Origin of the sequence: Anabaena sp. CCY 9613, assembly GCF_963920895.1 — a bacterium.
Lineage (GTDB): Bacteria > Cyanobacteriota > Cyanobacteriia > Cyanobacteriales > Nostocaceae > Cyanocohniella.
The window spans coordinates 35915-60238 of record NZ_CAWUDE010000020.1; the positions used below are offsets into that span (position 1 = coordinate 35915).

The 24324-nt window shown below is 41.3% G+C and carries 22 protein-coding genes; 13 read left to right on the forward strand and 9 right to left on the reverse strand.

The features are described 5' to 3' along the window. Positions 1–67 precede the first annotated feature (67 nt). A complete protein-coding gene (locus ACM0OT_RS20195; protein WP_414566186.1) occupies positions 68–1072 on the forward strand; it encodes a serine/threonine protein kinase in 1005 nt (334 codons plus the stop codon). 158 nt (positions 1073–1230) lie between these two features. On the opposite strand, the gene ACM0OT_RS20200 is transcribed toward ACM0OT_RS20195, so the two are convergent. Together ACM0OT_RS20200 and ACM0OT_RS20205 are read right to left on the reverse strand one after the other, a co-directional pair. After that, positions 1231–2331, reverse strand: coding sequence for a TRAP transporter substrate-binding protein (locus ACM0OT_RS20200; RefSeq protein ID WP_414566187.1), 1101 nt, complete (start codon positions 2329–2331; stop codon positions 1231–1233). 30 nt (positions 2332–2361) lie between these two features. Continuing rightward, a complete protein-coding gene (locus ACM0OT_RS20205) occupies positions 2362–3318 on the reverse strand; it encodes an alpha/beta fold hydrolase (protein ID WP_414566188.1) in 957 nt (318 codons plus the stop codon). A 78-nt stretch (positions 3319–3396) separates the two neighbouring features. Here ACM0OT_RS20205 and ACM0OT_RS20210 point away from each other — a divergent pair, with 78 nt between their 5' ends. Further along, complete coding sequence (locus ACM0OT_RS20210; RefSeq protein ID WP_414566189.1) at positions 3397–4104, forward strand: 16S rRNA (uracil(1498)-N(3))-methyltransferase; 708 nt, start codon at positions 3397–3399, stop codon at positions 4102–4104. A 37-nt stretch (positions 4105–4141) separates the two neighbouring features. Continuing rightward, positions 4142–5212: a tetratricopeptide repeat protein gene (locus ACM0OT_RS20215; protein ID WP_414566190.1), complete on the forward strand. Its 1071-nt coding sequence runs from the start codon at positions 4142–4144 to the stop codon at positions 5210–5212. A 40-nt stretch (positions 5213–5252) separates the two neighbouring features. On the opposite strand, the gene ACM0OT_RS20220 is transcribed toward ACM0OT_RS20215, so the two are convergent. Then, positions 5253–5759 (reverse strand): hypothetical protein, encoded by a 507-nt coding sequence (locus ACM0OT_RS20220; RefSeq protein ID WP_414566191.1) that lies wholly within the window; start codon positions 5757–5759, stop codon positions 5253–5255. A gap of 457 nt (positions 5760–6216) precedes the next feature. Here ACM0OT_RS20220 and ACM0OT_RS20225 point away from each other — a divergent pair, with 457 nt between their 5' ends. Continuing rightward, the gene (locus ACM0OT_RS20225; protein WP_414566192.1) at positions 6217–6885 is read left to right on the forward strand and encodes an esterase/lipase family protein; all 669 of its coding nucleotides are present in this window, start codon (positions 6217–6219) and stop codon (positions 6883–6885) included. Here the strand turns inward: ACM0OT_RS20225 and ACM0OT_RS20230 are convergent. Then, on the reverse strand, positions 6815–7246 hold the full coding sequence (locus ACM0OT_RS20230; RefSeq protein ID WP_414566193.1) for a VOC family protein: 432 nt from the start codon (positions 7244–7246) through the stop codon (positions 6815–6817). The two genes, ACM0OT_RS20225 and ACM0OT_RS20230, sit on opposite strands and share 71 nt — an antisense overlap. Positions 7247–7544: 298 nt before the next feature. On the opposite strand from ACM0OT_RS20230, the gene ACM0OT_RS20235 reads away from it, so the two are divergent. The 3 genes from ACM0OT_RS20235 (at position 7545) to ACM0OT_RS20245 (ending at position 11928) form a co-directional block, all read left to right on the forward strand. Then, the gene (locus ACM0OT_RS20235; protein WP_414566194.1) at positions 7545–8351 is read left to right on the forward strand and encodes a TIGR00297 family protein; all 807 of its coding nucleotides are present in this window, start codon (positions 7545–7547) and stop codon (positions 8349–8351) included. 158 nt (positions 8352–8509) lie between these two features. After that, positions 8510–9268, forward strand: coding sequence for a peptidylprolyl isomerase (locus ACM0OT_RS20240; RefSeq protein WP_414566195.1), 759 nt, complete (start codon positions 8510–8512; stop codon positions 9266–9268). Then, positions 9217–11928, forward strand: a complete 2712-nt coding sequence (locus ACM0OT_RS20245; RefSeq protein ID WP_414566196.1) for a type I secretion system permease/ATPase — start codon at positions 9217–9219, stop codon at positions 11926–11928. The genes ACM0OT_RS20240 and ACM0OT_RS20245 overlap by 52 nt, the downstream gene beginning before the upstream one ends. A 101-nt stretch (positions 11929–12029) precedes the next feature. On the opposite strand, the gene ACM0OT_RS20250 is transcribed toward ACM0OT_RS20245, so the two are convergent. Further along, positions 12030–12446, reverse strand: a complete 417-nt coding sequence (locus ACM0OT_RS20250; protein ID WP_414566197.1) for a VOC family protein — start codon at positions 12444–12446, stop codon at positions 12030–12032. A 410-nt stretch (positions 12447–12856) separates the two neighbouring features. Here ACM0OT_RS20250 and ACM0OT_RS20255 point away from each other — a divergent pair, with 410 nt between their 5' ends. Further along, positions 12857–14368 (forward strand): S8 family peptidase, encoded by a 1512-nt coding sequence (locus tag ACM0OT_RS20255; RefSeq protein WP_414566198.1) that lies wholly within the window; start codon positions 12857–12859, stop codon positions 14366–14368. Between the two features lie 145 nt (positions 14369–14513). On the opposite strand, the gene ACM0OT_RS20260 is transcribed toward ACM0OT_RS20255, so the two are convergent. The 3 genes from ACM0OT_RS20260 to xth form a co-directional block, all read right to left on the reverse strand. Beyond that, the gene (locus ACM0OT_RS20260) at positions 14514–16010 is read right to left on the reverse strand and encodes an HlyD family efflux transporter periplasmic adaptor subunit (protein WP_414566199.1); all 1497 of its coding nucleotides are present in this window, start codon (positions 16008–16010) and stop codon (positions 14514–14516) included. 87 nt (positions 16011–16097) lie between these two features. Next, entirely contained in the window at positions 16098–16973 is an 876-nt protein-coding gene (locus ACM0OT_RS20265; RefSeq protein WP_414566200.1) for an SDR family oxidoreductase, read from the reverse strand. A 38-nt stretch (positions 16974–17011) separates the two neighbouring features. Beyond that, complete coding sequence (xth, locus tag ACM0OT_RS20270; RefSeq protein ID WP_414566201.1) at positions 17012–17794, reverse strand: exodeoxyribonuclease III; 783 nt, start codon at positions 17792–17794, stop codon at positions 17012–17014. A 245-nt stretch (positions 17795–18039) separates the two neighbouring features. On the opposite strand from xth, the gene ACM0OT_RS20275 reads away from it, so the two are divergent. The 5 genes from ACM0OT_RS20275 (at position 18040) to ACM0OT_RS20295 (ending at position 22657) form a co-directional block, all read left to right on the forward strand. Then, the gene (locus ACM0OT_RS20275; RefSeq protein WP_414566202.1) at positions 18040–18996 is read left to right on the forward strand and encodes a hypothetical protein; all 957 of its coding nucleotides are present in this window, start codon (positions 18040–18042) and stop codon (positions 18994–18996) included. A 507-nt stretch (positions 18997–19503) separates the two neighbouring features. Further along, on the forward strand, positions 19504–20565 hold the full coding sequence (locus ACM0OT_RS20280; RefSeq protein ID WP_414566203.1) for a glycosyltransferase family 4 protein: 1062 nt from the start codon (positions 19504–19506) through the stop codon (positions 20563–20565). A 62-nt stretch (positions 20566–20627) separates the two neighbouring features. Then, positions 20628–20810 (forward strand): hypothetical protein, encoded by a 183-nt coding sequence (locus ACM0OT_RS20285; RefSeq protein ID WP_414566204.1) that lies wholly within the window; start codon positions 20628–20630, stop codon positions 20808–20810. 109 nt (positions 20811–20919) lie between these two features. Continuing rightward, positions 20920–21942: a zinc-dependent alcohol dehydrogenase gene (locus ACM0OT_RS20290; protein ID WP_414566205.1), complete on the forward strand. Its 1023-nt coding sequence runs from the start codon at positions 20920–20922 to the stop codon at positions 21940–21942. A 31-nt stretch (positions 21943–21973) separates the two neighbouring features. Further along, the gene (locus tag ACM0OT_RS20295) at positions 21974–22657 is read left to right on the forward strand and encodes an ATP-dependent Zn protease (protein ID WP_414566206.1); all 684 of its coding nucleotides are present in this window, start codon (positions 21974–21976) and stop codon (positions 22655–22657) included. 2 nt (positions 22658–22659) lie between these two features. On the opposite strand, the gene ACM0OT_RS20300 is transcribed toward ACM0OT_RS20295, so the two are convergent. Further along, complete coding sequence (locus ACM0OT_RS20300; RefSeq protein ID WP_414566207.1) at positions 22660–23685, reverse strand: diguanylate cyclase; 1026 nt, start codon at positions 23683–23685, stop codon at positions 22660–22662. Positions 23686–24324: the final 639 nt, after the last annotated feature.

Consider the following 24324-nt stretch of genomic DNA (forward strand, 5'->3'; position numbering starts at 1 on the left):
ATACTGGGTGACTACCTCTTATTTTTTAATTGCACCTTGACAAAATCAGACTCAAATGGTGTGTGTAATGGAGCTTGATGTGCATAAGCTAGAGGCAATTCCCTTAAATGATTATCCTGATTTTTCTGATTTAGGCTATCAAGTTATTAAAGAACTAGGACGCAATCAACAAGAAGAACGGATTACTTACCTAGCTAATGGCTGTAAATCTCATCAGCAGGTAGTAATTAAAAAATTCAATGTTGTTAGAACAAGTGCAGACTGGTCTGGGTTGAAAACTTATGAACGTGAAATTCAAATCCTGCAACAACTTGATCATCCCCGTATCCCCCGCTACATAGAATATTTTGAGTTATCAGGTAATTTTTATCTGGTGCAGGAGTATAAAAATGCTCAATCATTGAGTTGGCAGCGCCAATTTCAACCAGAAGAAATCAAGCAAATAGCTATATCAATCTTAGAAATTTTGGTTTATTTGCAACAGCAAGTCAACCCGATTATTCATCGGGATATTAAACCAGAAAACATTTTAGTAGATGAGCAACTAAATGCTTATCTAGTTGATTTTGGATTGGCGCGGATACAAGGTGCAAAAATAGCTCTGAGTAGCTTTTCCTCTGGAACGCCAGGTTTTATGCCACCAGAAGAACAACTTGGTTATACCCTCAACCAATCCTCAGATTTGTATAGTCTGGGGGGAACACTAATTTGCCTCCTCACTAATACCCGTTCTATTGATATTGGCAAGTTGATAGATCATAAATATCGCTTTCATTTCCAGACATTAGTACCCCAACTGAACCCGAATTTTAAATCATGGTTGGCAAAAATGGTGGAACGCAAGTGTAAACATCGCTATGCCAATGCAGCTGTTGCTTTAAAAGCATTGAAGCCACTTCAAGTTACGGGTGCTGAAACTACCATAGATACTTTATTTGCGGCAATCAAACTTAAACAACGAACAGCCGTACTGGGGCTAGTTGTGGTAATGATGATTGCAATGGCCGCAACAACTTTGATACTTTCCGAAGAAGGTGGTGTGGCCCAGCAGTTGGGGGAAATTAGGAAGTAGGGAAACCCCCTTTGGGGAAGTCAAAAGTCAAAAGTCAAAAAGCTTTTAATTTGGGTTTTTGAACCTTTTGAAATTACACAATCTCTACTTACCAAGTCCCCATTACCCCTTATCTCCAGCTACGGTGTACACACAAATTATCTGATACCCCTACTCCCTTAACTATTAGAGGTAGCGAAATTGGCGTAACTTAATTCATTAACACGGTTCCATTCAACTACTTGTCTACGGAAGCCATTCCATTGTTCGTAAATTTCTTTGAAACTTGCGTCTTTACTAGCGTTTTCCTCTAAGAAATCGAATGAGGCTGTTTGAGCTGCTTTCATGATTTCTGGGCTGAAGGAAACTAATTTTGTCCCACCAGCGGTTAGTCTCGAAAGTGCTTGGCCATTCAAGGAATCGTACTCAGTTAGCATATTCATATTGGCTTCATGAGTCGCTGTCTTGAAAATTTCTTGGTATTCTTTGGGTAATTTGTTCCAAGCGTTACGGTTAACCAATACTTCTAATGTTGGGCCTGGTTCCCACCAACCGGGATAATAGTAATACTGGGCGGCTTTTTGTAAACCAAGTTTCTCATCATCGTAAGGGCCTACCCACTCAGCAGCGTCTATTGCTCCGCGATCTAATGCTAAAAAGATTTCGCCTCCGGGTAACACCTGGACATTTACCCCCATGCGAGATACGACTTGTCCCCCTAATCCGGGAATCCGCATTTTTAAGCCTTGGAGATCAGCTACGGTGTTAATTTCTCTTTTAAACCATCCTCCCATTTGCGCCCCTGTGTTACCAGCCGGAAAGTTAATAATGTTGAAGTCGCTATAGATTTTTTGCATGGCTTCTAGTCCGCCACCGTGATACAGCCAAGCGTTCTGCTGTTGGGCATTTAAGCCGAAGGGTACGGAGGTGGCAAAAGCTAAAGCTAAATTTTTACCGATGTAATAGTAACCAGCTGTGTGTCCGCATTCCACAGTCCCTGCTTGTACTGAGTCCATGACTTGCAATCCTGGAACCAGCTCTCCCGCAGCAAAGGGTGTAATGTTAAAACGCCCGTTGGTCATTTCTCGCACCCGCCTAGCAACTACATCAGCACCGCTAAAAATCCCTAGGGACTTAGGCCAACTAGTTGCCATCCGCCACCTGACATTTGGCATTCCAGTTTGCACATTCGCGGCTGTTTCGGTGCGCGTACAGGAAACTAGAGTGGCCGCAGTTGCAGTGGCGATCGCAGCTGTGTTGAGAATTTGTCGGCGTTTCATAATTTGTGGTTATTTAAATTACTTTTGAAGTTAATAGGGTAATGTATCAGATTTTGTCGTAATTTGTTGAATATCACTTTGGCTGCCATGTTTTTCTATCCAATCAAGAATCACTTGATTCACTTTTTCGGGGCATTCATCATGGGGACAATGCCCCACATCTTCTAAGTCGAGTAGTTCTAATTTTTCGTTGTACTGAGTAAATCTTTTGGCTAGAACAGGGGGTACAAATCGGTCTTTGCTTCCCCAAATTAATAGCATCGGCACGGTTAACTTGGGTAATATTGCCTTGACACTAGGACTAAAATTAACTGCGATCGCAGCTCTAAATAAAGCACTAAAAGCCCGCGCCGAACCCCGGTCTTGGGGAGGCCCAGCTAAAATGTCTATGAGTTCATCGGTAATTGCTTCGGGATTGGCATAAGCCAGACCAGCCCAACGACGTAGCACACTAGGTTGGCGTACAAAATTAAATACAGGTTTGAGGATCAACGGCGAAGCAACCATCTTTTTGATTCCTGTAACTATCGGTCGCAAAAAAGGCGGAATAGCTTCTTGTTCTAAAGATGGGTCGGGTAAACTCATCATCACAATGCCATGTACCATTTCTGGATGGGCGGCGGCGATGGCTAAAGAAATCAATGAACCGTTAGAGTTGCCGATTAATATGACTGGTTCACCAATAAAAGCTTGCCAAAATTCATATACTTGCTTTGTCCACAGTTCTATGCTGTAATTCACAGGTGCTTTTTCGGAAGCACCAAAACCTAGCATATCTAAGGCATAAACTGTGTGGTGTTCGCCCAATACTTCTAAATTATGTCGCCAATGTCCAATGGAAGCACCAAAACCATGTAGTAAAATCAGTGGCGGTGTTTTTTGGTGATTTTTGCTGGGACGGAGATAAGTATAACGAGTTTGCCATCCTCGCCAAACCCAATCTCGTTGATTACCAACTCGCTGTTGCCAGTTTAACGTCGTGGTCACACTCTCCTCCGAATTTATCAGCTTCTAAGAAACACTATAGACATTTGTTTAGTTTTATTTTTCAACGTAAAGGTTTAAATGGCCCAACTACAACGCATTGCGATCGCACCTGATCAACTACAACAACAGCAAATATTTTTGACCCCAGAACAACAACATTATCTAGGGCGGGTGTTACGGCTACATACAGGCGATCGCTTTATTGCTATGGATGGTCGAGGTACATGGTGGTTGGCGCAGTTAGCAGGGGAGCAAGCCCAAGTTTTAGAGTTATTATCTGTAGATACGGAATTGTCTGTATCAATTACACTGATGGTGGCTTTGCCTAAAGGCAGTGGGTTTGATGATATAGTACGTGTCTCTACTGAATTAGGCGTAGCTTGTATTGCTCCAATATTGAGCGATCGCACCTTACTCAATCCCAGTACCCAAAAACTCGAACGTTGGCGACGCATAGCCGCAGAAGCCGCCGAGCAATCAGAGCGGTCTTTTGTCCCTACAATTTTAGAACCAATCACTTTTAGGGCTGCAATTACTGCTAATCAAGGAACTCAGCGATATATCTGTGAAGCTCGCGGCGATTATCCGCATTTAAAAAGCGTGATTGCTGCTGACAATACAGAGATAATTATTGCTACTGGCCCAGAAGGAGGCTGGACTCACAGCGAAATTGACAGTGCGATCGCAGCTGGATTTCAACCTGTATCCCTTGGTCGTCGTATCCTGCGAGCAGTTACAGCACCAGTAGTAGCATTATCATTAATTTCCGCAACTTGTGAAGTATAAATAAATTATCACTCTTGTGGTATGGGCCAGATGAAAGATGATTGAACAAGTTGCCAGCGCCTTTGAGCGTCAAGATTATCATAGGGCTGCTAAATTACTCCAACAGTTGTTAAAAGAATCACCAGAAAACCCTTGGGTACAGTTTTATTTGGGAAGACTGCATGAAGTAACGCAAAAGCACCAAAATGCTGAGAAAATTTATCGGCAACTGTTACGAAATACCACCAATACCAAAATCATCACCCAAGCACGTCAGGGGTTGCAGCGGCTACAAGAAATCGCCCAAGAAGAAAGACAAAGGGCCATTGCTCAAGCAACAGCCCAACCAAGTAATAGTGAATTAGGTTTATTAGTCTTAGAACCTCTAACTAATGAACTAAAAACCATAGCTGCACCAAAATTTGCTCAAATTATGCAGCTAGACCCCTATACAGCCAGGCTGGTGTTACCCAGTCGCGGTTGGAGAGGATATCGCACTGGACAAGTAGGAGAACTCGAATTTTATGGTACACAGTTGCAGCAAGCTGGGATATCTTGCTTTTGGACAACAATTACTGCAATTCAAAAAATTCAAGTTTTTCAAGTCAAATACTTTAGTGAGTCTGACACAGAAGCAACTGTTGTTTGCAGTAACCAAGAAAATCAACTTGGTTCACTGAGTTTTCAATGGTCAGAAGTTTCAGCACGGGTAGTGGGACTATTACCGATTTTTGAAGAAGTTGTAGATGTCAATGCCCGTCGTCAATTAGAACGTAAAACCCAAACCCAAGACTATGCCCAATTTTGTGATTTACACTTACCTGAAAGAAATTGCATTTTACGACTTTATGATCATGGTTATGAATTTCAGCAAGGTGTAGAAATTACACCCCAAGTTAGCCAAAATACCATCAGAATTAATTGGAATAGCTTACTAAAATGGATAGAACAACATTTATCACAAACTAAAATTTGGTCAGATTTCACACCTTTTGCAGAAACAGTTTTAGATCAAACAGAAATGCTGGGTATCATTCAGCCTCACATTCACCTATTTCGTAGGGAAAAGACTAATTGGGACCCAGCGTTTCATTTATATAGTGGATTGATTTTTTTGACATTCTCCTGAAAATCAGATAGGGAAATTCATTCCCTATGCTTGAGCAAACTTAGCCAGGAGTTTTCACCTGACGTGCCATATCCAGGTAATTACTCATATTGGCACCTGGACGGCGACGACCATTAGAGCCAGTAGCTGAAGGAGCAAGATATTTGGGCGCAAACGTAGTTTCAACTGGTGTCTTAGGAGCTTTGGTTGCGGCTGGCACTTTAGCAGGTTCAGCTTTAGGCGCTTTACCATTCTTTGATGGCTCTTCTTTTTTCGCTGTTGTTGCTTTTGTGGCTGTTGTCGCAGTAGGTGCATCTCTCTTTGCCGATGGTGCGGCAGACGGTGCTGGTTCTGGTGAATCTACTACAGCTGCTTTTGTACCATTAGATACTGACGCTGGTTTATCTGCCACCTTAGGAGATGTCTCTTTAGCAGCTTCAGCCTGAGGAGATTTGCCAGCAGATGCTTCATCTAGCTCTAAAAAGTAGCCGTTACTTTTTTTCTTTGGTAACAACCCAGTAATGAAACCTAGAATACCAGCGATTAATTTTTTGATAAAACCGAACATGAGAATTGCTCCTGCCTGTTATATTTGTAAACTTGGCCGTAGTGTAAAAAAATACGGCAGAATATTACATTTTTTTGCGCCAAGCTATGCCATGAGAGTGACAAGCTTTATAGGTTTGTACTTAATTAACTAATTAACATTGTAGTAACACTACCGGGCAAATGTTCTCAATCCCTGATTGCTAGCCATGATTGCCAGCGCTCGTAACCTTGATACATCGAGAATTAATTATTAAATTTTACTGTAACTAAGGGCAAGATTATGAAAGTATGCTTAACAAAAATTAATATTTCGTAGGATTGAAAGAGCCTGTTCGTTATTGTCCCCATTACCCCTTTTGCTCCTAGTTCCCCATTGCCCAGTCCCTATCCAGTGATAGAACTGTCATAACAAATCTACAGGCGATCGCAGTACTCAGTTAAATTTTCTACAGAATTGATGTAGGCAAAATTGGGAGATGAATACCAAAAACCAGCAGCGCAACTCCGTTTTATTAATACATGGCATTGAAGATACAGGCGCAGTGTTTAATACAATGGCGGGTTACTTAAGACAACTAGGTTGGTCTGTGTATACCCTGAATTTATTGCCCAATAATGGTGATCAAGGTCTTGATATCTTAGCACAGCAAGTAGCTGATTATATTGTTGCTACTTTTGCCCCGGAAGAACCCTTAGATATCATAGGCTTCAGCATGGGGGGAATTGTTAGCCGTTACTATGTTCAACGCTTGGGGGGTATCAACCGTGTACAGCGGTTTATCACTATCTCTTCACCTCATCATGGAACTGTTGTGGCCTATGCTTCCCAGCGCCCTGGCTGTTTGCAAATGCGTCCCAACAGTACATTCATCCAAGATTTAAACTCGGATGCAGTAGTGTTAGAACAGATAAATTTTACGTCCATATGGACACCTTATGATTTGATGATAGTCCCGGCCAATAGTTCACAAATGCCACTGGGACAAGAGGTAATAGTGCCAGTAGCATTACACTCCTGGATGCTGACAGACTCCAGGAGTTTGGCCGCAGTCACCAACGCTTTAGCAGAGCCGATTAAGCCCTATCCCCAATTTGGGAATACTCGTAATTTCCAAAAATCGCCTCTGGGTGGCGGTAATATTTAAATTCCATCAAGTTATAAAAAGGATCTTCCAAAAAGAAAGTACGATGCTCCAAAGGCAAGCCAACAAAGCGATTTTTCGGTGACTCCCGAAACTGTAGCTGTTTTTGATGTGCTTTTTCTAGTAAATTTTCCCAGTCATGTTCCTGCTGAAAAATGAGTCCAAAATGTCTGGGATAGATAGTGCGTTGCGGCGAGAGAATTTCCTTGGTGACATGAGCTACTAACTGATGACCATAAAGGTTGAGAATCAGAGCTTGAGGACTTTCACGCCCAGGAATACAGCCAAGAGCATCGACATAATATGCTTTTGCTTGAGCAATATTAGATATGGGGAAAGCCAGGTGAAATAAAATTTGGCTCATAGTAGTTGTCCCAGAGACTGGTAGTTGGCGCTATTTATAAATTTATGACCTTAAACTCTAATTGTGGTCAATTTGCACACAGTTTTATATAAATTGAGCTTATATCCTGGGGACGATATTGGCGTGGAGTGGGGAAGGAGTTTTTGCGTTGTCTTCCCTGTTTCTTCTGTTGTTTATCGGTAACAGTAATAGAAACTCGGCGTTATGTGAATTGAGTAGTGGTAAGAATTAAACACCCAAGTTCTAAAATTGGTTATTCTGTTGATATTCTTACCAAATTACCAATAATTCATTGCTGATGTTATCTTTTATTGACTCTGCAAATCCCTGGTTAGTAGCAATAGGATTAAACACGATTTTATTGGGTTTAGTGGGAATTGCTCCCAAACAGCTACTCACCCCAGCAGGTTTATTTCACGCCGGGTTACTTGGAGTCCTCATTTGGGGAACCCTAGGTTGGCAAGGATATGCCATAGTAGTGTTCTATTTTTTAGTTGGTTCTGGAGTAACACGTATCGGCATGGCACAAAAAGAAGCAGAAGGAATAGCTGAAAAGCGTTCTGGAGCAAGAGGCCCAGAAAATGTCTGGGGTTCAGCTTTAACAGGGGCATTGTGTGCCTTGGGAATAGGCATTCTCAATTTGGGATTACTACCTAGTCCCCAACTTCCAGTTCCCCTTCTCCAGTCCTTACTGCTGTTAGGCTATGTGGCTAGTTTTAGTACCAAACTGTCTGACACCACAGCGAGTGAAGTAGGTAAAGCCTACGGTAAAAGTACCTTTTTAATTACTACACTGCAACCAGTACCTCGTGGTACAGAAGGGGCAGTTAGTTTAGAGGGAACTTTAGCTGGAATTTTAGCCTCAATTGCCATCGCCTTGTTAGCTTGGGGTGTGGGTTTAATTGATTTATTAGGAATAGTGTGGTGTATATTGGCAGCATTTATTGCCACCAACTTAGAAAGTGTAATTGGCGCAACTTTGCAATCTAAATATAACTGGTTAACCAATGAAGTAGTTAATATTTTCAATACACTAATCGGTGCGATGGCAGCTATACTAATCGCCTTATTCTGGACAATGATTATTCCTGCTGTTGCTGCCTAGTTTTCTCCAAAATTTCCCAGCGTTTTGACACAACCTGCTGCTGGTGCAGTTGTTGTGTGTCTATGCAATGGTTGAAATTAGTGATTGTCAAAATTTTAAACTTGCCAATGTATATTTTGTAGTTTATAAAGTTTTACTGTTCCCCATCGGTTGAGTTCATGGAATCTTCATCATTTTTGACCGTTAATGACCAAGCAATTACGATTAACCAAGCAGTAAAATATCTGCAAGCCTCTGGAAAATTAGCACATTTCATGGGTGACATTCTCCGCCAATACGTCATTGAGCAAGAAATACAAGCAAGAGATGACATCCAAATCAGTCCCGCTTTAACAGAACAGACAATTATTGATTTCCGCCTCAAAAATCAACTAACTGACCCCCAAGTGTTTCAGGAATGGTTACAAAAAAATGCTACAGATTATGCCACTTTTTATGAATCAATTGCTTTTGGCTTCAAATTAGAAAAATTGAAAGTTGTGGTGACAGAACCAAAAATCCCAGAATACTTTATTGAGCGGAAGATTTTTTTGGATCGAGTTATAGTCTCTCGCATTGTTGTTGATAATCGAGAACTCGCCGAAGAACTACAAACCCAAATCGAAGAAGGAGGTAGTTTTGAACAACTAGCTAGAGAATATTCACTAGCAGATGACCGCATGGTAAACGGCATGATGGGGCCAGTAAGCCGAGGAACAATGCCAGATAAATTAAGGGCCGTTGTGGATATAGCAAACTCCGGACAATTACTCGGGCCAGTAGAAATCGATGGACGTTATGGTTTGTTTCGAGTAGAACAAATTTTGCCCGCGTCTTTAGACGATACTCAACTCAAGCAAGTACTACAAAATGAATTATTTGAAAAATGGCTAGTCGAGAAAATTCAAAAGCTGACGGTCAAATTACAAATGAGTTAAATATTCTGAATAATCCATCTTTACAAGCAAACGCTCTAGAATCAATTCCCTGGAACCAACCCCCTTTATGTTGGCTGACTACCGAGCAAAAATCCCACTTGCAAAGTCAAGCACAAATCCGTCAGTATCGTCTTGGGGACAAAATCTGGTCAACTGAAGCAGGCGGTTATCAGTTTTTCATTTTTACTGGTAAAGTCCGTTTGCGAGAAGAAGAACATGGTAAGCCTTTGGCCGCTTTACAAGCAGGGGATTGGTTTGGCGACTTACATAAGGTAGCTGTGGAGTGTAAAGCAATAGCTGCTAGCAAAGAAGTAGTAGTAGTGTGTTGGGATACAGCACTATGGGCAGAATTTTCTACTCCCCAGATTGAAGAGTTCTGGCTAGGGTGGGAAGGGGACAAAGAGGTAAGAACAACAGCATTGTCAGAGAGTTTACCTCCCCAGGCGATGGCACGGAGTGCAGTGCCGCAGGCGATCGCTTACCCTGAGGAATACCAGGAAACACTTTCACCCCATCAGCCCATTCCCCCATCTTCCACCTATCCCTTTGTTGCTAGCTGGAACACAGCCGCTGCTTGTTTAACAATGGTGGCGCAGCATTTAGATCACCCTGTGAAATTGGAATGGGTGCAACGTCAATTAAGAGGACAAAACCCCAAAAATCTTGTGGAAGCAGGAGAAAAGTTAGGGTTGGTGTTGCGACGACTGCAAGTTAGTTGGGGTGAGTTACGGCAATTATCATTTCCAGCATTACTACAGTGGCATTCAGATGATTCACCAGTACCTTCTTGGGTGGTAATTTACGGAGTCAAAGGGTCTAACTTAATTATTGCTAATCCCCTCAACCAAGACCATACTTGTGAAAGCTTACCTCAGTCAGTAGTAGAGGCAGCTTGGGATGGCAGTTTATGGCAAGCAGAACTGGTATCCAAGCAAGAAAAATTTAACCTTGGTTGGTTTACGCCGGCAGTTTGGAAGTATCGGGGATTGCTGGGAGAAGTCTTGCTAGCATCTTTTACGTTGCAACTTCTGGGATTGGGAACACCATTAATTACCCAAGTCGTGATTGACAAAGTGATGGTGCAGCAGAGTTTGCCGACTCTCGATGTTATGGCGATCGCACTGTTGTTGATAGCCTTATTTGAGTCAATATTGGGCATCCTGCGATTATTTATCTTTACCCATACAGCCCGCCGCTTAGATTTAAGTTTATCGGCACAGTTGTTTCGCCATTTAATGCGTCTACCCTTAGCTTATTTTGAGTCAAGACGTGTGGGAGACACAGTAGCCAGAGTCCAAGAACTCGAACAAATCCGCCAGTTTCTTACAGGTACAGCATTAACTGTAATTTTAGACAGTATTTTTGCTGTGGTGTACCTGGTATTGATGTTTTACTACAACATCCCGCTGACATTTGTGGCTTTGGCAGTATTGCCGTTATTCGCGGCTTTAACCATTATTTCCACGCCCATTCTGCGTAATTGGCTCAATGAAACCTTTAACCGTAATGCCGATAGCCAATCGTTTTTAGTAGAAACCATCACAGGCATTCACTCAGTCAAGGCTCATGCAGCCGAACCAGTAGCCCGCGATCGTTGGGAAGGGTTATTTGCTCGTTTTATTCGTACAAGTTTTAAAGCTTCTACCACTTCTAACATTAGTAGTAATATCGGTAACTTTCTTACCAACTTTTCTTCATTACTAATTCTTTGGTTTGGTGCCAAATTAGTTATTGATCAAAATCTTACCATCGGTCAATTAGTTGCCTTTCAAATGTTATCGGGAAGAGTCACCGGGCCACTATTGCGCCTAGTGCAGTTATGGCAAAATCTGCAACAAGTTCTGTTATCTGTAGACCGCATTGGTGATATTCTCAACATTGCACCAGAAGCTGAATTAGGCACAGGGTTGGTTTTACCACCACTCAAAGGTCAAGTCACATTCGAGCAAATCTTTTTCCGCTATCAACCAAACGTTGAACCCGTACTCAAAGGCATCTCTTTTAATGTAGAACCGGGTCAATTTGTGGGCATTGTTGGACGTAGTGGTTCTGGAAAAAGTACCCTTTCTAAAGTATTACAACGCCTCTATCAAATTGAATCAGGACGTATTCTCATAGATGGTTTTGATATTAAGAGTGCCGATTTAGCTTCACTCAGACAACAAATAAGTGTAGTTCTCCAAGAAGACTTTTTATTCAACGGTTCCGTCTTGGAAAATATCACTCTTGGGAATCCCGACATTAGTGCAGAGCAAGTAGTAGAAGCTGCAAGATTAGCTGTAGCCCATGACTTTATTAGTCAATTGCCCTATGGTTACGAAACCAATGTCGGTGAAAGAGGAACAGCTTTATCTGGTGGACAACGACAACGCATTGCTCTAGCTAGGTTATTCCTTTCCCCAGCGCCGATTTTGGTTTTGGATGAAGCTACCAGTGCTTTAGATAGTGAAACTGAACAGCAGGTATTGCAAAATTTACAAAAAATTTCTGCTAACCGTACTGTGTTCTTAATTGCTCACCGCTTTGCACCCCTCAAACGCGCTGATTTAATTTTGGTGTTGGAACAAGGTGTCATCGCTGAACGCGGTACTCATGCAGAGTTGTTACAACAAAAAGGTTTGTATTGGTCACTATATCAACGGCAACAAGCAAATATCTAAGTTGCTGTCGGTTATTTGTCTGGTTTCCTTGGTAGGGGAACAGGCTCAAAAGTCTCTGATTGTCATGGTTTTCTCAGCGCCAATGTCAGCGTGTGGAGTAGTCACGGAGCCTGTTCCACTGTCAATCCTATTTCCTGTCCATAAGATAGTTCCAGGGTGTGTCCATCTGGATCTCGCAATAAAGCCCAATACCCAATGGGGTATCCAGAATCTTTTTGTTTTTGCAGCAAGACACCTTCCGCTTGTGCTTTTTCACAAAGAGCATCCATGTGTTCACGACTTTTACAACCAACACCAAGATGTGCAAAGGGGGAGAGAATGGGTTGCACTAAGTCTGTTTCAATGAGAACAATCACAAAAGGACGAGTGCGATCGCCAAGCCACACAACAGCGATACCTGTTTCTGCATCAATGCGACGATGAATAACCTGCATTTGGGCATACTTGGAATAAAACTTAATACTTCGATCAACATTTGCAACAGGGAGCGCGATGTGAGTCAGCCCAATATCAGTCATCGCCACCTATACCTCGCATAATATGAACACTCTTGCTGTGGATGATAGTTCTTTATCGGCACTTATGCAACGGGTTTTTAGCAGTCTAAAATATTTATTGTACTGACAGTTTTTACATATAGCAATCTAATTTGATTAATAAAAAAAACTAAAATAAAATACCCTGATGTATATAAACTATCATGTTAAATTTGCCTGATAAGTAGGGCGTTGTTTGGTCAACAATTCTCAAAATATTTATAAATAAAATGTTTTATTTTATGATGTTTTGTCAAAAAAGTTGCACTTTATGATTTGATTTTATAGTAATTTTTGGCAAAGGGCGTAAAGTCACTTTTTAAAACCTTGGGGAGGAGGTTTTAACAGTTTGTGCTGCCAAAAAAATACGCTGATTTGAGGAGTCAAGACTTATGCCCATTGATGATATTAGGAATAGTTCTCTCACTCATAAACCACTAGATTTTCCTGCTATTTCCTCGGTAGATACTTTTGCAACTCAGAATGAGTATAGCTTGAGTTTTAGTGGTCGTAGTAGCTTTCACCCAGACAATAATATCACTGCAACTTCTGCGCGGACTGCTAACTATAATTCAACTACTGGTTATGGCTTGATTAATGCCGCCGCAGCCGTAGCTAGAGCCGCGGGGCAGACTACTTTTGCAGATGTTCCTACTCTTGGGGGCAATAATTGGGGTGCAGACTTAGTGAAAGCGCCAGCAGCCTGGGCGCAGGGATATACAGGTAAGGGTGCTGTGATTGCGGTTTTGGATACGGGAGTTGACTATAACCACGCAGACTTGAAAAACAACATCTGGACTAACCCCGGCGAAATTCCTGGTAACGGCATAGATGATGATGGTAATGGCTATATAGATGATGTCCAGGGCTGGAATTTTATTAACACAGACAATAATGTTCTAGACGGAAACGGTCATGGTACGCACGTAGCTGGTACCATCGCTGGGGAGAATAACGGCTCTGGTGTCACTGGTATTGCCTATGATGCCCAGATTATGCCCGTTAAAGTCCTAGATGACGTTGGCTCAGGCAGCTATAATGCTGTCGCTGATGGCATTTACTATGCTGTGAATAATGGAGCTAATGTGATTAACCTCAGTCTGGGGGGTCTTTTTCCTAATAGCATTCTGGAAACAGCAATTCAATATGCTAGTAATCAAGGTGCAATGGTCGTTATGGCAGCAGGTAATAATGGTTACCCATTCCCTGGATATCCTGCAAACTATGCCAATAATTGGGGACTGGCGGTAGGAGCAGTAGATCAAAACAATAATATGGCTAACTTCTCAAACCGAGCAGGGATGAATTCGCCATATTATGTAACAGCGCCAGGAGTTAACGTTTACTCTTCAATTCCCGGCAATAAGTATGCTACTTATAGTGGTACATCTATGGCCACTCCTCACGTTGCGGGTGTAGTTGCCTTAATGCTGAGTGCTAATCCTAACTTGACGAATGCGGAAATCAGGCAAATCATCATCGAGACAGCAGGAAATAGTACACCAGTCGCTACTTCCAGCTTGACTGCTAGCACCATCAATATTAGCTCTGTAGTTACTCAGGCGATTGCAGAAATGGTAAGCAAGAGTACATCAACCTCTAGCACAAGCTTTGAATTGGCAGTAATACCTGTAATTGACAGCAATGTAGTCACTTCTAATTTCTCATCAGAAAGCACAAGCTTACCGACAAATCAGGGAATACTCAGCTTTCGACAAGCGCCGCTAATGCAATTCCGGGACTACGATAGTCCTCTAAGTAGTAACACGACGAGCAACATTATTGCTTTTGATGATGATAAAAATGAACCCGAAGCTCCTCCAGATTTTACAGATCTCGAACAAATCCTCAGTCCATTTCAGAAGCGAATAGATGAGATGATGAAATTTTTTCCTGGCTTTTAATTTTGATATAGCAGGGAAAAAGTAATAGACTGGAAAATCTCTGCGAGTCCAATTTTGATGCACAGTGTGTGTCCTCAGCTACGTGGGAACTGCCATATATTGAGAAAGCCAGAGTAAATCTGACTTTCTTCATCGCTGTCAAGAATTACCTAACTGAAAATGCCTCACTAAATCTCCGAGTCACAGGCTCGACGATGAAAGTCAAAACCGACTTTTGACGAGTGACAATTTCACCATTAGCTGTCATTCCTGGAGTAAATACAACTTCTTGACCCCGCACATTTATTGAGTGTTGACTTAGCTTAATTCTGGTGGGGAAAACTAAACCCAATTCTCTATCGACAGTGGCATTAGGACTAACTTGCACAACTTCACCATCAACGGTGCCAAATTCCTGAAAGGGAAAAGTTGCCATTTTTACCTTTGCTTTCATACCCTGACGAATAAAGCCGATATCGCGGTTCAGGACTTTCACTTCTAGTAATATATCTTCCCCTGCTGGCAAAATTGAGAGTAATTCTTCACCAGCTTGTACTGGGCCCTTAGTTGCTTTAATTTTATAGATTGTCCCGGCGACTGGGGACTTGATAGTTTCCCCGGCTTGCTGTTTTCTTGCTTGTTCTAGCTGACCATTAATATTAGTGAGTTCTTCTTGGCGCCTATTGATCTGGGTCAAAATTTCACTTTGACGTTCAGACACCAAACGCTGTGCTTGTTTGCTAACTCCTTGATAAGCTTGTTCAGCTTGGCGAATTTCTTGGGTTTGGGCCGCAATATCTCTTTCTAGGGATGCTACTCTGTCTTGAGCTTCTGTTAAGCGATTTTGAGCATTGATCACCTCATCTTTGGCCCTGGTGATGTCTGTCTTGGCACGATTTAATCTTTCTTGGGCTTCTAGGTAATCCATTCTGGGTAATGCACCAGGAGCAACGAGGGTACGGAGATTTTCTTCTCTTTGTTGAGCGATCGCCACACTGCTTTCAACTTTAGTCACAATACTTTCTGCATTGACTATATTAGCTTGGGCATTGACAACACTACGTTGAGCATTGACTAAATTTTCTTGTAACCGTTTTTGCCGCTCTTTCGCTTGATTAATAATTGCTACTTGGCGATTTGCTTCTGCTTCCGCCACAGCTTGACGTGCTTGATAATCTGAAAGGCGCGATGCTAAAAGTTCATCTTGTAGTGTTGTTCCAGCATCAGTTGTACCGATACGTTCTGCCTCTAAACGTTGTAAATCTTCTTGAATCAACTTAGCAGATTGAGCAAGGCGGGTAACGTCGGTTTGTCTCAAGTCTGTGTCACGTTGAATTAACACTTGGTCTTGAGCCACATAATCACCTTCTTCGACCTTCACATCCAAAATGGCGCCACCACTGAGGGCTGTGACTGGTCGCACCTGTGTAGAAGCGATTAATTCCCCTGGTGCGATCGCTACTTCATCTATTTTAGAGAAATTGGCCCAGGCGATCGCCCCAAATATAATTAAGGTGATTGTTCCCGCTAAAGCTCTAGTATATAGCGGAGGTAATTCCTGTACAGCCTTACCTACTTCATAAGAAAGTTGATCTTCTGGTCTGGCAAATCGCTGTTTTGTCTGACGTGCTTGAGCCGCATTGGCAACTATGGAATTTTTCATAGAATTTGAGATTATTGGGGACTAGGGGCCAGAGACTAGGGACTAGAAACTAGAAATTCTTTTAACCTCTAGCCTCTAGCCTCTAATTCAAACTGCAAGGTATCGGCGCAAAAAACTTTCCAAGGTTTCCAATTGAAAATTAAAAATCTTCTCTAAGTTGGCTATTTCCTCTTTTCTACAGAAAAATTCATTAGACAATAATGTGCGATAGGTTCCTAAAGCTTTTTGTCCTTGGGGGTTAAATAAACCAAAGACAGTTCGTAACCCATCAACAACTAACAGTGGTGCGTTAATTATTACTGGTTCTTTGTGGAAAATCCGACTAAAAATTTGGGGAATATCCTCACGCAATAAAATTTCCGGCCCTCCGACTGGTAATATCTGATTGCGCGCGCCTTCTACGGTCACTGAGTCCACCACTATTTTGGCTAAATCATCTGTACTGACAACGGAAGTACGGTTTTTGGGGTCGCCAATGAGCAGATACAAACCGGTTTCCCGAAACCGTTCTGCTAAAGGCAGTAGGTTAGATGCTAATCCAGATGGGCGTAAAATAGTGTAATTTAAGCCACTAGCTGCTAAATATTGTTCTACTGCTCGTTTGGCTTTGAATGTGGGAGCATCTTCATACCCCCGATCCGCTCCTAATACAGAAATGAAAACAAAGTGCTTGACTCCATTAGTTTTTGCTTGATCAATAAGTTCAATGTTGGCGCGGTAATCCAAGGATAAGGTATCACCGTCAGAACCGTGGGCACTAATAATATACTCAACACCCCGACAAGCTTTTTCAATATCCTTTGCTTGCCGCAAATCACCGATGAAAATTTCAGATCCTCGGTGTTCTAACTCGCTGTAACGCGATGTGAGACGGACAAAGGCTCGCACCGATTTCTCTTGTAGGCGTAGGAGTCGCACGACTCTGCGACCAATTCCTCCTGTTGCTCCAGTTACCAGAAACATAAGGATTATGGGTTAAATTCTTCCATCTACACCCTAATCTAAAATTCGACGATTACTGGTGTATGGTCGCTAGGTTGGGGCAATTTTCTAGGAGAAACATCAATCATGCAGCTTTGAGCGCGATCGTACAAAACTGGTGTGAGATAATGATGATCAATTCTCCAACCCATGTTGCGACGAAAGGCGGCGGCGCGATAATCCCACCAACTGTAGTGCCCACCTTCGGTGGTGAATTTGCGAAAGGCATCGGCAAATCCTAGTTGCAGAATATCTCGTAAGGCTTGGCGTTCGGCTGGGGATGCCATGATGTGATTTTCAGCATTCGCTTTTTCATGAATGTCTTCGGCTGCTAGGGCAATGTTGAAGTCGCCACACATACAAATAGCTGGTTGTGAAATTAAAAGGGTTTGCAAGTATTCTCTTAACACTGTCAGCCAACGCAGCTTAAATTCGTACTTCTCGCTGCCCACTGCTGAACCATTAGGTACATAAAGATTCACAATCCGAATATCATCAAGTACGCCTGTAATTACCCGCTTTTGGATATCCCATTCTGGCTCAATTTTGGGCAAAATTGGCGTGAAACCAGTAGTAACATCATTCAGTGGTTGGCGACTAATTAAGGCTACGCCGTTATAAGCTTTTTGTCCAGAAACATAAACGTGATAGCCCAATTCTACCAAAGGCGATCGCGGAAAATCAGCATCCACAACTTTTGTTTCTTGTAAGCAGAGGACATCAATGGGATTTTCCGTTAACCAAGAGATCACATGTTCTAAACGAGTGCGAATCGAGTTTACATTCCAAGTAGCTATTTTCATAAAAACATCATACTATAGCAAATTTACTTAAAAATTTTTGTATAGACAATAACATAAAACAAATACTTATTTGTAAATCATGGCTGATGAAAATCAAGCCTCAGCCTTGGCGTAACATCAATGTCAATGATTTTTGAACCCATGAATGAAATGCAATGATTGTAGCATTAGCAAAGCTCTAGACAAATATCAGACATAGGTGTTATACGTACCTTATACATTTAAGCTTTAAACAATCTTCACAAATGAATAAACCAAAAAAATATCCTGAATCTCTGTGTTTTTGTACAGCCGCATTTGGTAATAAATATGTGTCGCTAGCAAAACTTTTGGCAAGCGATCTCTATCAATTTGCACCGAATCATCCATTTGTAGTTATTACAGATAAACCAATAGCCTTTCAAGACCAACCTAACGTCATTGCTATTGAACACTGGTGTCGAGGAGTACTGGCATATCACGAACGAAGGTTTGCAATTAAGTATGCTCTTTCTCTGTCATCTACAGTCATGTATTTCGACGCAGATGTGCGAATTTGCAGCCCTATACCTAAGAATTTAGACTTTAATCCTGGGTTAACAGCACGCAGTTGTGGAGATATGAAAAAACATCTGCGACAACAATTTGATAAGCCTATTTTGTCTCGAAAACTTCAGCGCAAGCAAGATACCATAACAAAAATGGCAGAGAAAGCGGGGGTTGATCTGGATTCTTCTTCTGTGAAGTTTATCAACGAGTTTTTGTTTGTGGTGAAAGCTGATGATGGGCGAGAATTAGACTTTTTACAGCTATGGGGCGAATTTGCTATTTATGCAGACACTTTGGGTTTACACAAACACCCGACTTATGCAATGGCTTTAGCAGCCGTAAAAAGTGGTTTGCCAATTCATCATAGCAATATGGATGGACTCAATTTCTTCGACGATCGCATCGAGAAAATTAGACTCGACAAAGGACAGTCTTCTTTAGGAGAACGGTCAAAACAATATTTTCAGGAACAAGCTGCAATTGAACAGCAAGATTTAAACCTGCCACAACGTCTGAGAAAATTGGCGCAACAAAAACTCTCCTTAGCCTATAACTCCACGCGGGTGAAACTAACCTCTGTAATTTCACCCTCTGTCCTGCTGGAATACCCAAAAGTTAGCTTGACATCCCAACAGCCAGGGCAAACCAATCTTATTTCTGGCGTTGCAAAATAGAAATATTAATTAAAAACTAAAAGGTTACTTTTAATTTATCAACCCAAGGGCAACTTGCAACATCTGGATTTAAATGAAAGAAAAATTTATATAAACTTTTATATATAATTATTGAAAATTTATGTGGCTTGCTCTTTTTTGCGCCATCTTTGCTAAGTTAGCTTTACAAAAAAATGTTCCGACTTCCTATTTTTAGTATTGTCAGCTACAAAATTTAGTAATTTGTTAGTTTAGCTACAAAAAAGACCCCGTAAAGTATGATCCCCAAGGTAGATGCAACTATTAAAACCTAGGTTATATTTAAATAACGTAGTTACTAGCTAGCTATTTCAATTAGTCTAAAAAATGCATTCTTAGTGGTTAAAGGTACGGTTAACTGAGATGGAACTCTTAAGAGTCAATTAAGGTTAATTTAAATCTCAAAAATAAGTACAAATACTCGTTTGTTATATGAATGATGGCAGTACTTAATTTGAGTAATATTTTGCCGACTAAACCCAACAATTTATGAAGATAGCTCAGGTTGCCCCCTTATGGGAACGAGTTCCGCCTACTTGTTATGGAGGAATTGAGTTGGTAGTGAGTCACTTGACCGATGAACTAGTTCGTCGTGGACATGAAGTTACTTTGTTTGCTTCTGGTGATTCTCAAACATTAGCTCATTTAAAAGCAGTTTATCCACGGGCATTGCGTTTAGACAAAAATGTCCCAGAATATTCAGTGTATGAAACTCTAGAACTTAACCAAGTTTATCAGCAAGCTGCGGAATTCGATATTATTCATTCCCATGTAGGGATGATGGCATTACCTTTAGCAAGTTTGGTATCAACACCCACAGTGCATACTTTACACAATGGGTTTACTAAGGATAATCAAAAATTATTTAGTCACCATTACCAGCAAGCATATGTAAGCATTAGTAACGCCCAACGTCAAATCAAATTAAACTACGTTGCCACAGTTTATAACGGTATAGAAACTCAAGATTATCCCTTTATAGACCAACCGCAAGAACCACTGTATTTAGCATTTTTAGGCCGCTTTTCACCAGAAAAAGGCCCCCAATATGCCATCGCCATTGCTAAACAGACTGGTTGGCGCTTGAAAATGGCAGGGAAAGTTGATGACAGAGACTCTCAGTTTTTTGCACAAGAGATAGCCCCCCATATCGATGGTCAGCAAATTCAATACCTTGGCGAAATTAACCATACCGAAAAAGCTGAACTTCTGGGCAATGCTGCAATAACTCTTTTTCCTATTGATTGGCAAGAACCTTTTGGCTTAGTAATGATTGAATCAATGGCAACTGGTACACCAGTAATTGCCATAAATCTAGGTTCTGTTTCGGAAGTAATTGTTCACGGCAAAACAGGTTTTATCTGCCAAAACTATGAAGAAATGGCAAACATGATACCTGCGGCGTTGGAACTTAATCGTCAAGCCTGTCGAGAACATGTAGAAAAAAAATTTAGTGTTAACCCAATGGTTAATAACTATGAAGCTGTTTACGAACAAATTATTAATAGCCGCATCAACATACATGGTTATAAAGATGCGGCTCAAGTCTGACTTTAATTAACAACTTTTTTGAACACTTTAAAACAATAACTTTTTCTAAGGAGGACATTAGTATGAGTATGAGAGCCAACACCTGTCCGTGTTGCGGTGATTCCCTCCTGCGTCATGTCCGTTATGGTGAACTGTATTGGTTTTGCCAATCCTGCCGACAAGAAGTGCCGGTGTTAACTGTCAGTCGTTTACCTAAGGTGGAAACTCTGAGTACGGCAGGGGTTCAGACTACGTTGAGGGAGTAGGGAGTAGGGAGTGGGGAATAGGGAGTTGACTCTCCCAGTCTCCATGACTAATGACCAATGACTAATACCTGATACAATCGGGTGGAGCTAATTAGTTAGGTCGAAAGCTGTGTTAGCAGCGTTACTTTACGGTCAGGAAAATTTTCGCTTAGAACAGGTAGCTGACCCTTCTCCAGAAGTTGGTGAAGTTGTCATCAAAGTTGGTGCAGCAACCACTTGTGGTACGGATTTGAAAGTCTGGCGGCGTGGTGGTCATGCGAAGATGTTGACACCACCTACTCTGTTTGGTCATGAGGCCGCAGGGCACATTGTGGCTGTGGGTGCAGGTGTGACAGATTGGCAAGTAAGCGATCGCGTGGTGGCTAATAATTCTGCCCCATGCATGAAATGCTTTTTTTGTCAACGAAAAGAGTATTCTTTGTGTCCTAATTTGACATGGAATAATGGGACTTTTGCGGAATATTTGAAGATACCTGCACCGATAGTCCAGTATAATATGTTGCGGGTTGCCGATGAATTGCCGTTACAATTGGCAGCCATGACAGAACCTTTGGCTTGTGTATTACATGGTATAGCCCGTTCTGATATCAAACCCCAAGATAAAGTAGTTGTGTTGGGAGATGGGGCCATTGGGTTGATGTTTGTGGCTGTGTTGGCTGATGTCACTGAGGTGTTGCTGTGGGGCGGTAATGACCACAGGTTAGAAATTGGTGAAAAACTCGGTGCATTCCAAACCTTTAATTATCATCAAACTCCAGATATTCCCGGTGTGGTGAAAGAACTTACTCAAGGATGGGGTGCAGATGTAGTAATAGAAGCTACTGGTGTACCTAGTGTTTGGGAAACTGCGATCGCTTGCGCTCGTCCTGGTGCAACTGTTAATTTATTCGGTGGTTGTCCACGAAATACAACGATTACAGTTAACACAGAGCAATTACATTACAGTGAACTAACTTTAAAAGGTGTGTTTCATAATACACCAAAATATGTACGGGCGGCATTGGCACTGATCGCTAGTCGTAAAATAGCCTGGGAATTACTAATTACTGAAGAGCGATCGCTACAAGATTTAGAACAGGTATTTTATGATATGAAGGCACGTAAGGTGATTAAGGTAGCCATAACTCCTTAATCATAAAAAATTCAGCTTTAAAAAAATTCGGATGAGTCAAACTGCTTTAAACTTAGTTGCCATATCTATTTTTCTCATGACCTTCTCAGTGCTGCTAGGGCCATTAATTCACTTATCCCCAACCATACCAGCACTTGCTACCTTCACGATTTTGGGAATAGCCACTCTTGATAATTTTAGTTTGCAAGGTAAGGGAGGTACTATTTTTCTAGATTGGATTGCAGGTTTTTCTCCCAAACACCGCGATCGCATTATCCACCATGAAGCTGGACATTTTCTTACAGCTCACTTGCTAGATATTCCTGTAACTGGCTATACTCTCAGTGCTTGGGAAGCTTGGAAACAGGGACAACCAGGCCAAGGTGGTGTGACTTTTGATGATGCTGCATTAGCATCCCAACTAGAAAAAGGGACAATTAGCGCCCAAATGCTAGATCGCTATTGCACAATGTGGATGGCGGGAATTGTGGCGGAAACTTTAGTTTTTGACGCTGCTGAAGGTGGATCTGATGATAAAAGCAAGCTAGTGGGAGTTTTGGCGAGTTTAGGTTTTTCTGAATCAGCTTGTCAACAAAAACAGCGGTTTCATCTCCTCCAAGCCAAAACTCTATTGCAAGAAAATTGGTCTAGTTACGAAGCGTTAGTTAAAGCTATGCAACAACGCGCCTCAGTTACAGATTGTCAGGGTGTTTTGAGTAATCACACTTATGATTAACTTTATGATGGAATTGCGTGTAGATGCGACACTGAGGGTAAATAATCACGTCCAATAGCTTGATTACGACCAGCCGCTTTTGCTTGTAACAAATATTGATCAGCACGATGTAGTAAGGTGAAACCCTTATCATCGTCTTCTGGTTGCAGACAAGCAGCACCCAAGCTAATGGTAATATTGATAGCTAGTTTGCTGTTGATTGTAAACGGTTCTTCGCCCACTATGCGGTTAAGACGGTCTGCTACTACCAATGCTTCCTCGCTATTAGTGTTAGCTAAAACAACCACAAATTCTTCGCCACCATAACGAAAAGCCGTATCTTGAAACCGCAAATTATGCCTTAGCCGACTACACAGTAATTGTAAAAGGCGATCGCCTACTAAATGTCCGTAGGTATCGTTAACTTGCTTAAAATAATCTACATCTAAGATAATCAAACTCAAGGGAGTATCGTGAGTACGCGCTTTTTTGATTTGTCTGGGTAACTCCCATTCCAACGCCCGCCGATTATTCATATCTGTTAATGTATCAGCTAAGGCGATGGTTGACAATAAATCATTTGTCCGTAATAAATCGCGGTATTTTTGCGCCTTTCGCACACCAACCATCAATTGAGCTAGTAATAGACATCTACTTGCTCTCATGCCTGCAAAGTTACTTTCTCTTATTGTCTCAGGAAGGTGCCAAATGTAAGCATCAGCTCCTTGTCTCAGTGCAGTAGCAGTCTTGTCTAATTCCCAATCCCAGCTATGCTTAGTTCTAGCAGCAAGCAATTGGGGATTATCTTCTACAAGAATACAGTATATCCAGGATAACTGAGTTTGGCTTTTTAACCAATTGCACAGTTGCATACTGCCATTTAGACTAGCTTGCACAAGTATTACATCTGGCGGTGTAATTTGAATGCGCGAAACTGCCTGATTGATATCCATGATTACTTCTATATTAAAATCAGTTGCATCAAGGATCTGATCGGGAAGTGTCGCAAGAAAGTTATGACTCCCAAAGACCAGAATAGAAATTTTCATTACTGTGCTTTCTGCCTTATTTTAAGCTAAAACTTACTGCTTATTTTCCGATTATTAAATATATCGGTATTTATGTTACAGAGGGATTACCCTTGTTTGATAGTATTAACGCTAAATAAATAAATAGCTGTCAATTTTAATCTCCTCTTAATACCCGTATCCGAAGTAACTTGAGTGATGTCAAGTTCTCATAGTTACTGTCTGCTTTTTCATATTTTTTTTAAAACAGTAAAAATACGGAATCTTTGTTTGTCATTTTAAAAGTTTCTGTAAAAATTACATATGTGATTTATAAGGTAACATTGCAAAATAAAAAAATGCTATTTATTAGGTCTATATAAATGCAAGAATTTTAACTACACCATAAAAATTAAAAAAATATAAAATTCTATTTTGTCCGTAAAAACCGTAAGGTATTTTCAGAATTATAAATGTTATATACCGTAAACAGTAAAAACTTTTTTCTTACTAATGAGAGGCTTTTTCCTAGTCCAGGAGTATGATTAAGCAGTTAAACAATGCCTAAGTAGTCAAAATTTTATCTCGTGGTGGTAGAGTTTGTTTGTATATTTAAGTAGTTCCGTCTTTATTTAAAGTTTTATTAAAATACCTCGTAAATATACATAATTATCAAGATAA